Source organism: Methanobrevibacter sp. YE315, assembly GCF_001548675.1.
Classification (GTDB): domain Archaea; phylum Methanobacteriota; class Methanobacteria; order Methanobacteriales; family Methanobacteriaceae; genus Methanocatella.
This window is the reverse complement of the sequence record NZ_CP010834.1, coordinates 1,067,460-1,083,823: the sequence shown is the minus strand read 5'-3', so window position 1 is coordinate 1,083,823 and position 16,364 is coordinate 1,067,460. Positions and strand designations below refer to the sequence as shown.

The following is a 16,364-nucleotide window of genomic DNA, read 5'->3' as shown; positions in this document are numbered from 1 at the left end:
TTACACCCAGAATTCCAATGTGTCTTCAATATCTCTAAGAGACATTGGAGCATTTTTATATACAACTTCTAATTCATCAATTTTATCATGTGCTGGGTCACCTAAAACAACATTTTTTGAAGGAGGATGGAAGTTGCTAAATTTTTCATAATATTCCAAAATGTTACCGCCATTATTCATTTTCGTAACTAGGTTTTTCCAATTAGACACACCTTCATCAATTTTTGTTAAAATATTCTGAATTTCTTTATCAGAAAATTTCATATTACTTAATCTTTCCGCAGTACTTTCTTTAAATAATTCAATATACTCATTAGAACAATTTGAACTAATATTTTCAGGTTTGTCATCTAAATTAAATTCAGTACCCCCAACATTCCTTAAAAATGATACTAAAGAAGGTCCTAAACCTCTCAACAAACACCCCTCTGAAAATGGAGAAACGGATATTGGTTCTACTTCCCGATTTATTCTAGAATGGTATGAAGAAAATAATTCATAATGATTTAAATCTCTCGGACGACCTGATCTTAATAAGTCTATAATTAAACCCCCATGATTACGACCAATACGTCCTGTAGCTTGTATATAATCACCAGTTGTTTTAGGTTGTGCATTCATAATCATAATTGATAAATGAGAAATATCTACACCTGTACCAAACATAGAAGTAGTGAAAATAGCATTATAATTTGGAGGTTTATTATCCCCATCCCGTTCTAATTCATCTAAAATAATTGGTAAATTAGTTGAATCAATACGGCTTGACAACTCTAAATTATCATCTTCAGGTTTTAATTTCCTAGTAAATGGATCATAAGAAATATTTTTAAGTCTTGATAAAATATCATCTTTATATAATGCAACACCACTACCTAACTCTTTAATTGCATTATAATAGCCTACGATAGTCCAATAATACTTGAGTTTATCATTTTCCAAATTATCATTAGCAACACTTAGCAATCTAGAGTACAATCTAATTTGATGAGTAAAATGTCCAAATCCTGAGGAATAAATACCCATATAAACTCTACCACGATTGTTTTCATCCCACATATTGCCATATTCATTAGAAAAATCTTTAACAAAAAAGCTATCTGAAATATCTAATCCATAGGGTGGGAATTGGGATACTTTTTTGGAAAATAACAATTTTACTTGTTTTTCAGCATTATTAATTGTTGCAGTAGAAGCAATATATTTTGGATTACCTCCTTGCTTTTCAATAATTGCATTAACCATATTTTCATAAAGTCCAAAAAGACTGCCCAATGGACCATTCATCAAATGCAGTTCATCTTGAATAATTAAATCTGGCGGAAGCAATGATTTAATTTCAACAAAATCATCTTTAACACGTCCAGAATGATTTTCAGGCAATAGCTCATTACGATAATAACCATAATATTTATGATATTTATTAACTACACCAAATATTGATCCCGCTCTTGGTTCAAATGCAAATCTAGCTATTTTATCGGCAGTACTAACAATTACTGTAGGACATCTATAATAAACATGTTCATCAATCAAATAAGCGGGAATAGGTATTTTAGAATTATTTTTAAAAGGACTTTCCAATATTCTTAAATAATTACCATCAGGAAATTCTACATCATTACTTGATAATGGAACTCCTTCTTTCCAATCATGATTTAATGAACATTTAGGATTTGTACACCATATTTCATAATCAGTTTCAGGTCTTTGACGTCCACCAACTTTTCCTTGACTTTTAATATAACCCGGAGACATTTTATTTAATGAAACGGGTTCATAACAATCATAAATATAGTCAATCAAATCTTCATACTCATCATGTTGAACTTTACGATTAAAACATATTGAAATAGTAAAATAACCCTTTTTATTAGTTTTGTCAGTGACTTTAATCTTTCCAATAAAATTTTCTCGAATTTCGTCCATATTCTTCTGAATCTCATCTTTACTATAATCCTTACTGTAAACAACAATATGGACATGATTTTTAATATCAGTTAATCCTTCCTCAGGAATAGCTAACCACGATCCACAAACAGGACACTTCATAACTTGAGCAGGATTTCCATAACCTTCAGAGCCTTCAGATTTCAATATGTCAATAGCCCCAATGTCCTTTTTATTTAAATGTAAAGGAGTAACAGAGCCTCCTACCCACATACCAACAGAAAATCTTACAGAACCATAAATACAATCTTCTGAAATCGTATTTGAATTTCTCCAACCAATTTTACCATAAGACTTATAAACTCTCAAATATTCTGCAGCAGTAACCATTCTTAGAGTTCTTCTAAATTGTTGAACGGTGAGTAACCTTAAGGTATATCTAGATATTATTGAAACGCCAGCACCAGTTTTTTCTTTATTTAAACCATGTTTAGCTTTTAACCTTCTTAATGCCATAGTAAATGCCATTATACCTAAATATGCTTCGGTCTTACCGCCTCCAGTTGGAATCCATAACAAGTCAAGAACGGATTTGTTTTTTGAATCTTTATTCCATATTGATTCTAGATTAATTAGAATAAAAGCTAATTGGAATGCTCTCCATTTAAAAGCATCTTCATCACATTCATCACTTAAATAAACATTCACCCCAGTGTTGATTCCTCGTTTCCATTCATCTTGGAGATTAATAGTTTTATTTGCAAAACAAAAAGCCAAATAAACCAATTCTTCTGACTTAATTAATTCAATACCTTCCTTAATACGAGATAATGCTTCTTTTTCATTATCAATTATATCTTTAGAAATTTTAAGATACTTATCTTGTAATGATTTCCGTTTAGAAACATTTTTATTTATCCAATCTGAATAAGAACTGTATAACTTTAATAAATTATCATATAATTCATTTTGTGTCAGATATGCTAATTTATTAGCTCGTAATTCTAAATTGTTCTCTTTTATATCAAACTCAGGCAAGTTAATAGGATATAATGGTAAAAATTCCGTCCTTATAGTTGGTTCAGTGAAATCTTGAGAATTATCAATTGCAGATTCATCTGGCCAAATTAAATTTTTAAGATTCTTAAATTCATCATAATAATCAATATCCTTCCAAATCACAGAACATAAATGTCCAGTAGCCAAAACTTGTTTATTTCTATATAAAAAATCTAATTCATCACTAGACTCTGCAAAAGTATCCATGCCAACGAGTTTTTTTGAATCTTTTAAATTTACTCTAATTGAGGGTTGGAACAAACAATCTTGTGTTTCAGGACGAGATTTTTTCTTGTTAGTTGTTACAATCAAGTTGTTTATTAAATAAATTGAAATATGGGATTTATTTTCATTTAATTCCTGACGTTTAATAAATAAATTAATTGACCCATCATCAGATTCATACACTGGTATTTTTTTACCATTTTTAAATGAATCATCTACATTAACCTTACGTACTTCACCGAACGATTCTCTTTTCCACAGTATATCGTCAGATTGTCTTTTACTCAAAACACCATTTAATGAAAATCCTTCTTCCGAATCATTGTCCTTAAAATATCTTCCCCAAGTAACACAAATATCCAATGATATATCTTCTTGAGAATTTACCATAAACGAAAGACCAAAAGACCTAATTTGAGAATTAGGGTTTAAAATTGGAGAATTATTTCCCAAAACATTATCTATTCCAGAATTTGAATCATCAGATCCAACATAATCAATATCATTAATATTTTCGGAACCTAAGTCATCCATAGTTCTTTTATCTTTAATTGGAGGTTTCCAATTCATTGGAATCACAGTACCGACAAGATATTCAGTTGCAGGATTATATTTTACAACCTCATTAATGTTAAAACGAGGCCCCCGCATCTCATCAATAACTCCCATTATCATTTCTTTTCTTAATTCACGGTCAGACATCTAATTAACCTCACTCAATTCTTTATAATTTAAATTTCGAATGTTTTTCACTAATGGTTCCATTTTAGATTTCGAAACTGTAATCTGAATTTGTGATTCAAAATGTTCATCTAAAGATTTATGAATAATAATTTTAGAAATAAATTTTGAGTAATCATCTAATAACTCAATAATATCCAAAAATAAATCTTTTTTATCCAGATTAGATTCTAAAATAACTTTACATGACTCTTTAGAATCTATTTTATAAAAAATTTTATCCTGTGTTGTAATCTTAACCCTCTCCATTATCACAATATAATACTGTTTTATCAAATCCAAAATTATCTAGAAAATCAGTTAAAACATCTATTTTAATAATCTTAAAGTCTAAAATAATCTTAAAAAAATTATTATTCAAATTAAAAAGATTAAAATTATTTATTTCCAATGCATCATTAATTGAATTTAAATTTTTAACAAAATCCCCCATTTCTTTTTGATTTAATACTGTTTTTAAATATACTGAATTATCAACACAATAACACTCTTTTTTTGTAAATATCTTATTTAATTCCTCTTGAATAACTTCATTACATGCCTTATTAAATACTTTTGGAAAATGATTTTTTTCAATAGTTCTGTTATTGATTCCATCTATCAATTCATCCCTTATTTTCCAACAAACAGATTCATCTAAATCAAAAGAAGTTATATTATTTCTAAAATCGTCATTCAATTCACCTTTAGAATTCAATGTTTTTCTATTTAATATTTCTATTATCTCAAAAACATTTACTGCATTTTTTTTAGAATTAGATTTTTCATTAATCTTCTTTTTAATTTCTTTATTAATCCGTTTATTGTATTTACCTCCACCTAATTTAAGTTTACCTGATAGAACCTTATATTCAACTTGATTTTTTATTTCAAATCCTTCAGCATAAGATAAATTATTTTTTAAAAGAGTAGACTCAAAATCAGATAATTTATCTCCCTCACAAATCATAGTCCTTTCATTAATTAAGTCAATATATGATTGCATTGTTTCTAAAAAAAGAGTATTTAATTGATATTTTGGTGGAACAAAAGAACTTTGGGTTGAAGTTTTCTCTAAAAAACCATTTTCATCAAACATTCCATATTTATCAAAAAGATTCAAATAAAATTTTATATCCAAAGTATTCTCTGCTAATATTTCAAGATAATATCTGTTTAAAAAAATATCTGTTGCTTTAGACAAGAAATAATCCATTAATTTCATTGAATAACAATCGGCACAAATTTTAGGATTATCACCAACAAGATTTTTTATTATTTCATTGTTTTCATAGCTTTTAGCTATCAGATTATCACAGGAAGGGCAAAAGTTAGGATCTTTTGAAAATTTATATAAAATTTTAACTTTAACTATTTTTAAAAAAGAAGTATATTGTGGATTAACAGTAATATGTTCCATGAAATTACGGATATTTCTTAATATATGTATGCCTCTTTTTAATTCACCAAAATTAATATATTCCACATTATCAATTAAAATTATTTCATTTTTATCTTTTAGAGAAAATATTTCCTTATCTGACAATAAATCATAGTTAATTGGCATTATTAAAAATATTTTGTTCAATTCATCTTTTGCAAAATGTATTGCATCTTTAACTTTAATTTGATAATTTAAATGTGTAGTTAATTTAATGGCATTAAAACTAGCAAAATCCTCTATTTCTCTACCTAAACCAAAATAAGTAAAACCTTCATTATTGAAAAAATAAATTGAATGGCCAACATCTAAATTGTAAAAATGAATTTGTGAATTAAAAATTGGTTGCTTAGTTTTAGGATGTAAATGTTGATAATCCATTCTACCTCGTAAATAACAAGAAAAATATTTTCTTAATCGAGGAAAATACTCGTCATAATCAACTAATTCAAAATCCATAATATTCACAACATATAACCTATGTTTATATAGATGTATATTTTTCATTGAATATAACTTTTTATAAAAAATACTTTGATAAATAAAGTATACTTACTATTTCAAATTATATTGGGACTTTTTAGAAAATAAGAAAAAATAAATTTTATAAAACTATTTAAAGCAAAACCAAAATAAAATAAACCATTAGCAATATTTACTTTGAAGTGATAAAATGAACAAATATGTAACTTTTGTTTCAGATGAAATATTTCTAGAAGAAGTAAAAAAAGTTGTAGATGCCTATGCAACTGATGAAGATTTATCAAAACACCCTTGGGAAGTTTTAAGTAATAGTAGAGAAACCATCGACCAATTTAAAACATTATTTGATATTTACTCCAATAGATTCAGTTTAAGTGATTGGATTAATTTTGAAATACCTAGACAACATGATAAAACTGCAAGTAATCGTGTTGGTGATTTCCACCAAAATCTTTTAGGACGTGTTGATGGATGGGTAAATCTTGGAAGGGGAGACCCGTCAGGAATGGACTTGAAAAAAGAAGATAACACTATATGGATTGAATTAAAAAATAAATATAATACAATGAATTCAAGTTCTTTAAGAGATACTCGATTTAAATGTGAAGAACTAGCTGAAAAATATCCAAATGCTAAAATATATTGGGCTTATATAGTTTCACAAAATTATGAATCATTTGATAAAACTTGGGTGTATAGAGACAATAAAGAAAATGTTGTACATGAAGTAAATGACAATATTAGAAATATTGCTGGAAAAGATGTTTATACATTAGTTACTGGAGATGAAACTGCTTTTGAACAATTATTTGATGCCCTTCCAAAAGCAATAAATGATATTAAAAAGAACAAACACATTTTAACCCCAAAAGACCAAATAGTATTTGAAAAATACAAACAACTAATATTTAAAGATTAAACTAAAGTTGTTTGACCTTCTTTTCTTTTATTTTCACCGTTTAATGCTTTAATCACTTCAAGACCAACTGCTTCAGCAACTTTAACTGGCACCGCATTTCCAATTTGTTTATATTTAGATGTTATTCCCCCTTCAAACTCCCAATCATCTGGAAATGATTGTATCCTTGCATATTCTCTTACAGTAAATGGCCTTACTTCCTCCGGATGACATCTTTCTGTCTGTTTTTGACATGGAGAAGTTGTTAATGTTAAACATGGTTCGTCCCATGAGATTCTTCTTGCCATTCCACGTTTTCCACCACCAGAATAAAAGCTTTTACCCATATATTCTTTTTGAACATCTTCTGGAAGATCAACCCAACAACCACCAGGAGGAACTAATTCAAGAACCTCTTTTTTCTTATCGGAGTATTCGGTTCCTTCAGATTCTGGAACATCTTTAAGAGCATCCCTGAGGACAGGATTTCCTTTGACTTTTTTTGGATAGTTAAAGATTACGCCTTTTTTTGTTCCTACAAGAAACATTCTTTTTCTTTTTTGAGCTACACCATAATCTACGGCATTTAGCACTTTATATTGGACATCATAACCTAATTCATTTTCCAATACATTTACTATTGTTTCCATGGTTCGTCCTTTGTCATGTCTGACTAATCCTTCTACATTTTCAATTATGCACATTTTTGGATTAGTTTCTTTTAGACATCTTGCATAATCAAAGAATAATGTTCCTCTAGTATCGTCAAAGCCTAATTTTTTACCTGCGTAAGAAAATGGCTGGCAAGGTAGTCCTGCCACAACTATATCTGGATGATATTTAGTAAAGTCAACTTCTTTTATATCTGCATGAAGTACATTCCAGTCAGGTCTATTTTTATGTAATGTTGCAATACAATCTTTGTCTATTTCAACAAGTAATTCATGCTCTAGACCTGCTTTTTCAAATCCAAGTGCCAATCCACCTGCACCTGCACATAATTCTATTACTTTCATATTATCACATCCATACAAATACAAATTATATTATGTATTACATAGTATATAATATCTACCCAATGATATTTAAGTGTTACTTTTTTAACTACTAAAATAAATCAAAAGTGTTATTTAATATAAAATGAAAATTAATATTATGAAAATTAATGAAGAAACAAAAGTAAGAAATCAAGGTGAGATTTCACTCATTACAACAATACCTAAAACATATGTAAAAGCATTGAACATTGAATCCGGTGATACATTAGAGTGGATATTAGATACTGAAACAGAACAATTGGAATTAAAAATAATAAAGAGATAATATGTATGAATTTGATATATTTAACACAGAAAATTACTTTAGTGATTATGCAAGAAATAAATATGAGCAACTTTATAATGAAATAAGAAACCAGCCAGAAGATTATATTCTTAATGTTGATGAAACTAAATATTTTGATTATTTATTGGAAAAATATGAATCCGATTTAATAACGTTTTATTTTGACAAAGGAAGCATAGACTCAACTAACAATATCCTAACATATTACCTACCTTTCGGAGGAAACAAAGAAATATTAAAATTTAGACCCAACCATTATTCATTCACAGTCACAGTATTCATTAATGAAAATTGTGTTTGTTTTAATATTCCATACACCGATGCTGAAATGATTAGAAATTATAAAGATCAACAAGAAAGGAAAATTAAAAACCAATATAAAAACTTAGAGAAAGAGATAAATGAATATAATTCTTCATTACCAATTAGAATATCCAACATTTTTAAAGAATACAAAACTGAAATAATTAAACATAGGAATGATTTAAAATCTCTCGGAATTCCATTAAGAAACAAAAATGAATCACAAACTTATGCCGTGCCAATCTTTAAAAAAAATAAACCGTTACCTTTTAAACACAAACCAAACGAAAATGAATTAGAACCTATAATCACTCCAGAAGATTATAATGAAATATTAAAAATAATTTATAATTATGGCAAATCATTAGAAAGATTACCTTCAACATATACTGGCAAAAATGAAGAAGAATTAAGAGATGAATTTATATCAACACTAACCCCCATTCTTAATGAATCAGTTACTGGAGAAACATATAATAAAAAAGGTAAAACAGACATTTTAATAAGGCATGAAAATACTAATATTTTTATTGCAGAATGTAAATTTTGGAGGGGAATTAAATCCTATTGTGCCGCAATTAATCAATTATTAAGTTATTTAACATGGAGAGATACAAAAACTGCATTAGTAATATTTGTCGATAACAAAAAGATTGATCCTGTCCTCAAACAAATAAAAATAAAGACAAAAAAACACAATAACTACCTTAAAGAACATGAATCCTCTGGAGAATCATGGTTCAATTACACATTCCATCTAAACGGGGATAAAAGTCGCAAAATAAAACTTGCAGTTTTAATATTTCATATGCCTGCTGATACTTAAGGTGAAAAAATGGATTTAAATATAATTTCAATTATTATAGATATTATTCTGACAATTGTTACTGGGTTTATGGCTGTTGCAACATATAAAATGGCTCAGTCAACAAATGAATCTGTTGAAGAAATGAAGAAAACACGTGTTGAAGCTAATTCTGCTGAAGTAATAATGTATTTTAATGTGGAAAATAATAGAATGTATTTAATTGTTGAAAACATAGGGAATACAGTTGCTAAAGACATATCTATTGAAGTTGAACCTGAATTAAAAGATTCGCATGATAAAGATTACGAACATTTAAAGGAAATTTCATTTTTACCACCAAATTACCAAATTAAAGCTTTCTTTGATATGGGGTTTGATTACTTAAAAAAAGAAGATAAACCAGTTAAATATAAATTCATTATTTCTTTCACAAACATTTATAATGATATAATAAAAAGAGAATATATCAGTGATTTGAGTTATATAAAAAGTGTTTCTTATCTTACATCAGAATCAGATTCTGTAGAAATGTCTTTAACTAAAATTAAAGATGAACTAAAAGATACAAATAAGTACTTAAAAAAACTTAATAAATAAGAAGTTATTATTAATAAAAATAAGATAACGAAATAAAATTATTTATATCGCATAATATGGAACCAAGGAGAGAAACAATGATTGAAGGGCATTACACTCAAAAATTAAATGGAAAATGTCCCTATAAGCTTGTTTACTTTGAAGCTGATTTATTAAGAAATATTATTGATGACCCGCGATATGTTATCAGCAACAATTCTTTTAAATATAATATAAATATTACAGAAGAGTATGACAATACAGAAACACTTGATGAAAAATTTAAATTTATTTTGGATAATGTGGGTCTCGGATTTGATGAAAACAATGAAAGAATTTTTGCAGTACTTTTAAAAGAACTATATGATTTACATCCTGAAATGCAAGAAAGATTCAGTGTTTACGAAGTTAAAAAGAAAACATATATTAATCCATCATATATAAAATCTATGAATGATGGGGAATGGCCAGACCCCCTCTGTTTTTAGTGCAATATTATATCAAATAGAACTAATTAACAAATTATGCTTAGATAATGACGTTACATTATTTAAATCAGATTATAATAAAAAACCACCAATTGAATTTAATATTTTAGTGTTATCTACTCGAAAAGAATACGGAAATTTTATTAAAATATTTGACATAATGCTTTCAGATAACCTCAACAAAAAATTTTTTTGAAGGGAAATTAGATTTAATTGAATTTACTAATGAAGATGGAACAAAAAAGAAAGAAAAAGGAACCATATCTCTATTTAAAGAATGGTTGGGTGAAATTGGAGTATCTCAAGACACCATCAAAAAAACCATAAAGGTTATTAATAAAGTAAGAAGCGAAAGATCTAAACCTTCCCATAACATTAGAGATAACGAATTTCATATAAAATATCTTCAAAAGCAAAATAAAATTGTATTGGAAATATATAATATATTTAGAGTACTAATTGATGAATTATCTGAAATAAATCAGATTAAAGTCAAACATCCGAAATGGTATGTTGAAAATAGAATAGCTATGCAATCCCTAGAGGAGATTAAAAATAAAGATAATAAGAATTATCAATTAAAGATTTGTCAATCAAATGAATTATAAATTTTTTCTCTTTAATAATAAAACTATTAAATTATAAATAAATTTGAGTATTGACTTTAATATGTGTCAAATATAATAAATTTTCTTTAAAAATTAAACTTAAGAAAAATAAAAAAGCAATTTCTCCAATGAAAAGTATTGATCTTTAAAATTAGAATAATAAATCGATTCTGTATCTCTTGAAGAGCAATTATACCCTGAATGGCCAATGCTAAAAGAAAAATAATAACCTCTCCCAAAAAATCCAAATACAACCTATCCACGAGCATAATGATAGATTAAATTCTTGAAGGAAAAATTGATTAAATTGAATCCGCTTGATGTAATCTTTGGTAAAAAAAAATTCAATGATTTTGGTATGATAAAATATATTAAATCTAAAAAATATTTACTTATTAAATCTTTCCTTAAAATAAGCCTGAAGCAACATATCCTCACAATAAACATAACACCCCTTCATTCCGCGAGTCATTAATGTACGATAGGTATTCTTTATTATCTCATCTGCAACTTCTAAAGCTTCTTCAGGATTCTCCCGATACATCTTTTTAATCCCAAAAAGTGACTTGTCAGTTCCGGCACGCTCATTGAAATCTGTTACAATATGTTCACCATCAAATCTCATATCTTCCCCAATTATAACACCAACGTAGTCAAACTCCAACCCTTGTGATGTATGGATACACCCTATTTCATTTACTGAATCCTCATCAATAGCCCAGGTATCGGAATTTCCCAGATTCCAGCTCATTGAAAAGTCATCGATTACAATATCATGAACATCAGTATTGTTTTTACCTTCCTTTATCCAGTTCCAGCAGTAACCGGCCAGCAGTCTGGCATTATTATCAGTATTTTTTTCAAAAATCAAATCTCTCAATTCTGAAGGTGAATCCATAACCCTAAAATCATAGTCAAAGTCAAAGCCGTCAAAGTTTGCAGTCTCTTCAATCTCCAACACATCATTCAACCATGACAAATAACCTTCAGATCCATTGCATCTGAATTGTGATTCCAGTTTAATATGCTCAACTTCAGCATCAAAATATGAAGCAAACTCATAAATAGCTTCAACACTGCCATAATCCTTCAGAGATATCTTTTGATGCCTGTCAATGAAAAACACACTAAATTTAGAAGCATTAATAATCTCTTTAACCTGATTTTCACCCATATTGGAAAACAAACCGGATTTTTCATTCAGACGATGAGCCTCATCAACAATTATTGCATCAAACTCATTAGCTTCAGAAGTTGTAAATGAACCTGAACCCTTAAACAGATTTTTCAAATAGCTTAAGGATCTTTTCCCGCCTTTCAATTTTTCAAAAAACACGTTTCTCGGAGCGGAATTCTTAGTGACATACAATGATATCATGTCGTCAGCCATCAAATCAACAAGCAAATTGATAGCAACAACAGACTTGCCCGTTCCAGGACCTCCTTCAACAATCAATACCCTCTTTTTATCATCAATATAAGACTCACGAGCCATTTTAACAGCTAATTCATAAGCAATTTTTTGCTCATCAATCATGATGAATTCCTTATTTCCGTCAAGCATGCTTGAAAGGGTATCCTGCAACTTTTTTGATGGCCGGATTTTCCCATTGTCGATTCGAACCAAAATGTCCGAATTGTCACCATATTTGATATATTTCTTAATGAAATTCCTTAATTTCAAAGCATCCCTTTTACCGTACAATGGCGCTTCATCAAAATAAGGCTTATAGATTTCATCGGTTAACGGATCATCATCACTGAAGTCATAATTGTGCAGATATGCGCATGGATAAAGGCCGATTTCATCCTCATCAACTGTTTGGTTAAAGTTTTTTATTAAAGAGGCATAAGACCAAACTTGATAAGACGGATGTGTAGTTTCCCTTAAACCCCCTCCTAAAATGGTTTTAACGACACCATCCTTTCCATCGACTTTATATGCTTCAGACCATTGCTTGAGCTCAATTATTACAACAGAATCATCTTGAAATTGATTCAATCCAGTTATTATAAAATCTATTCTTTTCGATGTTGTTGGAATCGTAAACTCAATAGCTACACCACAGTCATCGGGAATTTCTTTATCTTCTAAAACCCTATACATATACTGCATTGAGTTTTCCCAGGACATAATCTGTGATTTTCCGGACTTGCCAATCTTTTGTTGATACATTTCATAAATCTCATCAGTTATTGAACCTGAAAAGACCGAATCGACAAATTCTGCTTTTGTAGCTTCATAAACAATCATGTTAAAACTCCGTATACTTTGTTGCATTGCCTTTTGACTTATCAACAGGATACTTTATGGCATTTTTCTCCATTTTATTTAGAATGATTTCTTTAATATCCAAATCTAAGCTATCTGCCATATATATACAATAAATCAAAACATCTGCAAGTTCTTCTGAAACTTCACTAATTTCATATTCTTTTCCCCACTGGAAATGTTCTAGAAGTTCAGCTGCTTCAATTGAGATTGATTTGGCTAGGTTTTCTGGAGTGTGGAATTTTTTCCAATCTCTTTCTTTTTGAAATTTAATTATTTCATTATATAATTCTTCCATAAAAGTGACCTTTTAATTTTTACACAATATTTTATCTATTTAACAATATTTACTTTTTATTATAATAAATTTGATTGATTTAAATGATGTGGATTTTTCATTAAGGCTATGTTTTTTAAAATAAAAGAGTATTTAAAATACCGATAGCTATATGAAAACCTTTTCAAATGTGAATTTAGAAAGGAAAAAGGTAACATTAATGTAAAAAAAAGAGTATGTAAAATTTTACAGGTTTGATTTTTCTAATAACATAATATATGATTATGAAATATTATCAAATTATATAAAAAATATAAAAGAAATAATGAATTTTATTAATCCAATTTACAATCAAATAGTTTTTTTGAAGAGTTATATACGAGAGATATATTTTTTGAAGTTATTCATCGTCATCCATTTCATCAAGTTCCTTTTGAAAATCGTGGATTTGCATTTCCTTGTAGAATCTTTCGAACTTACCAACTTCAATAAGATAAGCTGAAACTTCAAGAGCATCGCTATAGGTATAATTGGACTTTTTGATAATCTGCTTTTTAGCTTCATCCATGTAGGATGAGGTATTATTTATATTGGCCAGCTATTACAACCTGTATATAATAATTAATATAACCTTTTATTATTTTTATCATTTGGCCATATAATAAAATATTTACAACAATGTAAATTTTATTAAATAGAATAAGTATTTCAAATTAAAAATCAAGTTTACGTGATTTATGATTATTATTTATACCAGATGCAGATGAATCTGGTTTATTTAAATCATTAACATTTCCATTTGAGTTTGATTCAGTGAATTTAACTCCACAATATACGCAAAATTTATGATCCAACTCATTTTCTTCTTTACAGTTTGGACAGATTTTAAATTTATGATTTTCATTTAAACCTACATTCTGCAAGTTAGCACCGCAGGATATGCAAAATTTATTTCCTAACTCATTTTCTTCTTTACAGTTTGGACAGATTTTAAATTTATGATTTTCATTTAAATTTACATTCTGTAAGTTAGCACCGCAGGATATGCAAAATTTATTTCCTAACTCATTTTCTTCTTTACAGTTTGGACAGATTCTAAACGTATGAATTCCATTAGACCTTATAATCTCCGTATTTCCATTTGTTGACTGCACAATATTAATACTGCTATTTGAGGTCATAATAACTGTGTTTTCATTTGACTGTACATTATCCTGATTCTCAGCAGATTCAAAAGTATCCCCATTAACATCTGACTGTACATTATCCTGATTCTCAGCAGATTCTAAATTATCTGTATTTTCATTTGATTGTTCATTATTAGAATTTACATTAAAATCCAATACACGAGCTTTATGAGATCTTTTTTTTACATTATTAATATTTGGAGAATTAATGACATTTTCATGCTCAAAGGAGACTAAACCTTCCAATTTATGAATAATATGAGGTTTTAATTGTAAAAAAGTAGCTAACTCGTCAATTGATGAAAAAACGATACCTTTCTCTCTGGCTTCAACTACTTTTCTAGCCATATCTAAATCAAAGCCCGGCAATTGAGATATCATTTCCTCAGAATCTTTATTAATGTTTACAGTGCTCATACTATAATCCTCACGAATAATTTTAACAATTCACATTATCATCATATGTCATCAAGTAACAAATCCAGTTTTTCCTTATCATAAATTCCCAAAACCATTACTTTCCCATCATTTTTTAGATGAAATTCCAATTTATTTTCTTTATTTATATCATCTATAGAATATCTGTCCGTTAAGAAATGATAATCTTGGTTTGAAGAACCAACCAATGGTTTTTTTAAAGTTTTTTTAGACAAATCAAAAGGACCGTCTATCAGCAAATCAACATGATTTAACAGATTAAGATAATCCTGATTATTTGAGTTTTTTAAGTAATCTAAAGTGTATCCAGTAAATACTGTAATCGACAAACCATGGCCTTTAAGAATAGCCGCCAAGGCGCTTAGTTCCTTTGCCTGATCAAATGGTTCGCCACCGGAAAATGTCACACCTTCAATTTTTAGATTTGATAAAACTTTAGATGATATCTCTTCAACAGTGTACAATTGATTATTTGAGTTCCAGGTTTCAGGAACATTGCACCCCCTGCATCTGATTGAACATCCTTGAAGGTAAATGCAATATCTTAAGCCAGGACCTTCAACTCTTGTATTTTCAATGAACTCATATACATTAATCATAATTTAACACTTGATTTTGAAATGATTCAGCCATTATTCAAATAAACGTTTTCAGTTTCTTCTTCACTCGAAGTTTCTTCAGTTTCCAAAGTTTCTGTTACAAAATAATCGTCCAAAAACTCTGAATCGATAATGGTTGCGCCCAATAAATCTTCTAAGGTCTCAAGATGTTTCATACATTCTTTTCCTTTAAATCCTATAGATTCAGCAGTTATTTTTCCATCAGGAGAAATCTTTATTTTATATTGTTTAGCCATACTTCCACCTAATTTACGCCTACGGTCAAAACAATGGATTCATCTTCCAGAACTTCTTCATTATCCAAAGTCATTTCGTTTGTTTCTTCCAATTTAGTCTTTACTCTTTCATATACCTTTTGCTGAACAAGACCAGTATATATATTAAATATATTTTCAACATGTTCTATAGATCTCTTACTTCCAGTAACTCTACATGCAACGGCTTCAAAACAATTTTCCTCCTTATTAAAACGGAATTTTATTTTCTCATTCATTTGACCTTTACCCGGAAGCATTACATTGTTAAATAAGTTTTTTTCATTATCAGGCAATGTTTTTTCATATTTTTTAATTGCTTCATCCAATAATTCTTTATTTTTCATTCCTGTTGGAATAACTAATTCATCATACACATGTAATGAATCATCATTCAGAACATGCCTAGCAAATAAATCAGCACCCACGTATACTGGAACTAATGGTAGAGCCACCAATGTTATAATCAAACT

17 protein-coding genes are annotated in these 16,364 nt (G+C 28.5%); 6 read left to right on the top strand and 11 right to left on the bottom strand.

Translation table 11 applies throughout. The features are described 5' to 3' along the window. Genes drmA through TL18_RS04575 form a run of 3 tightly spaced genes read right to left on the bottom strand, consistent with a single transcriptional unit; the run spans position 1 to position 5,794 of the window. On the bottom strand, positions 1-3,876 hold the full coding sequence (drmA, locus tag TL18_RS04585) for a DISARM system helicase DrmA (protein WP_067041995.1): 3,876 nt from the start codon (positions 3,874-3,876) through the stop codon (positions 1-3). Then, positions 3,877-4,164, bottom strand: coding sequence for a hypothetical protein (locus TL18_RS04580; RefSeq protein ID WP_067041994.1), 288 nt, complete (start codon positions 4,162-4,164; stop codon positions 3,877-3,879). It abuts the gene before it with no gap. Further along, the gene (locus TL18_RS04575) at positions 4,151-5,794 is read right to left on the bottom strand and encodes a hypothetical protein (RefSeq protein WP_156064598.1); all 1,644 of its coding nucleotides are present in this window, start codon (positions 5,792-5,794) and stop codon (positions 4,151-4,153) included. Before TL18_RS04575 ends, TL18_RS04580 begins: the two co-directional genes overlap by 14 nt. Before the next feature lie 214 nt (positions 5,795-6,008). Here TL18_RS04575 and TL18_RS04570 point away from each other — a divergent pair, with 214 nt between their 5' ends. After that, on the top strand, positions 6,009-6,737 hold the full coding sequence (locus tag TL18_RS04570; RefSeq protein WP_067041989.1) for an Eco47II family restriction endonuclease: 729 nt from the start codon (positions 6,009-6,011) through the stop codon (positions 6,735-6,737). Here TL18_RS04570 and TL18_RS04565 read toward each other — a convergent pair. Continuing rightward, positions 6,734-7,732 (bottom strand): DNA cytosine methyltransferase, encoded by a 999-nt coding sequence (locus tag TL18_RS04565; protein WP_067041986.1) that lies wholly within the window; start codon positions 7,730-7,732, stop codon positions 6,734-6,736. The genes TL18_RS04570 and TL18_RS04565 overlap by 4 nt on opposite strands. A 139-nt stretch (positions 7,733-7,871) precedes the next feature. Between TL18_RS04565 and TL18_RS04560 the strand changes: the two genes are divergently transcribed. The 5 genes from TL18_RS04560 to TL18_RS04540 all read left to right on the top strand — a co-directional run bounded on the left by TL18_RS04560 (position 7,872) and on the right by TL18_RS04540 (position 10,843). Beyond that, the gene (locus TL18_RS04560; RefSeq protein ID WP_156064595.1) at positions 7,872-8,039 is read left to right on the top strand and encodes an AbrB/MazE/SpoVT family DNA-binding domain-containing protein; all 168 of its coding nucleotides are present in this window, start codon (positions 7,872-7,874) and stop codon (positions 8,037-8,039) included. 1 nt (position 8,040) lies between these two features. Next, on the top strand, positions 8,041-9,189 hold the full coding sequence (locus TL18_RS04555; RefSeq protein ID WP_067041980.1) for a Ger(x)C family spore germination C-terminal domain-containing protein: 1,149 nt from the start codon (positions 8,041-8,043) through the stop codon (positions 9,187-9,189). A gap of 9 nt (positions 9,190-9,198) precedes the next feature. After that, complete coding sequence (locus TL18_RS04550) at positions 9,199-9,768, top strand: hypothetical protein (RefSeq protein WP_067041977.1); 570 nt, start codon at positions 9,199-9,201, stop codon at positions 9,766-9,768. Positions 9,769-9,824: 56 nt separating this feature from the next. Next, positions 9,825-10,235, top strand: coding sequence for a hypothetical protein (locus tag TL18_RS04545; RefSeq protein ID WP_156064592.1), 411 nt, complete (start codon positions 9,825-9,827; stop codon positions 10,233-10,235). Between the two features lie 281 nt (positions 10,236-10,516). Continuing rightward, entirely contained in the window at positions 10,517-10,843 is a 327-nt protein-coding gene (locus TL18_RS04540) for a hypothetical protein (RefSeq protein ID WP_067041973.1), read from the top strand. Positions 10,844-11,231: 388 nt separating this feature from the next. On the opposite strand, the gene TL18_RS04535 is transcribed toward TL18_RS04540, so the two are convergent. From TL18_RS04535 to TL18_RS04505, 7 genes are all read right to left on the bottom strand, one after another. After that, a complete protein-coding gene (locus TL18_RS04535; protein ID WP_082706380.1) occupies positions 11,232-13,097 on the bottom strand; it encodes a DUF2075 domain-containing protein in 1,866 nt (621 codons plus the stop codon). 1 nt (position 13,098) lies between these two features. After that, positions 13,099-13,413, bottom strand: coding sequence for a nucleotide pyrophosphohydrolase (locus TL18_RS04530; protein WP_067041971.1), 315 nt, complete (start codon positions 13,411-13,413; stop codon positions 13,099-13,101). Positions 13,414-13,792: 379 nt separating this feature from the next. Further along, complete coding sequence (locus TL18_RS04525) at positions 13,793-13,960, bottom strand: hypothetical protein (RefSeq protein ID WP_231483670.1); 168 nt, start codon at positions 13,958-13,960, stop codon at positions 13,793-13,795. A 145-nt stretch (positions 13,961-14,105) separates the two neighbouring features. Beyond that, on the bottom strand, positions 14,106-14,996 hold the full coding sequence (locus TL18_RS04520; RefSeq protein WP_067041966.1) for a zinc ribbon domain-containing protein: 891 nt from the start codon (positions 14,994-14,996) through the stop codon (positions 14,106-14,108). A gap of 41 nt (positions 14,997-15,037) precedes the next feature. Continuing rightward, the gene (locus tag TL18_RS04515; protein WP_067041963.1) at positions 15,038-15,616 is read right to left on the bottom strand and encodes a 4Fe-4S single cluster domain-containing protein; all 579 of its coding nucleotides are present in this window, start codon (positions 15,614-15,616) and stop codon (positions 15,038-15,040) included. Between the two features lie 26 nt (positions 15,617-15,642). Continuing rightward, entirely contained in the window at positions 15,643-15,873 is a 231-nt protein-coding gene (locus TL18_RS04510; protein ID WP_067041960.1) for a DUF2997 domain-containing protein, read from the bottom strand. Between the two features lie 8 nt (positions 15,874-15,881). Continuing rightward, positions 15,882-16,346: a hypothetical protein gene (locus TL18_RS04505; protein ID WP_156064589.1), complete on the bottom strand. Its 465-nt coding sequence runs from the start codon at positions 16,344-16,346 to the stop codon at positions 15,882-15,884. Between the last annotated feature and the right edge of the window lie 18 nt (positions 16,347-16,364).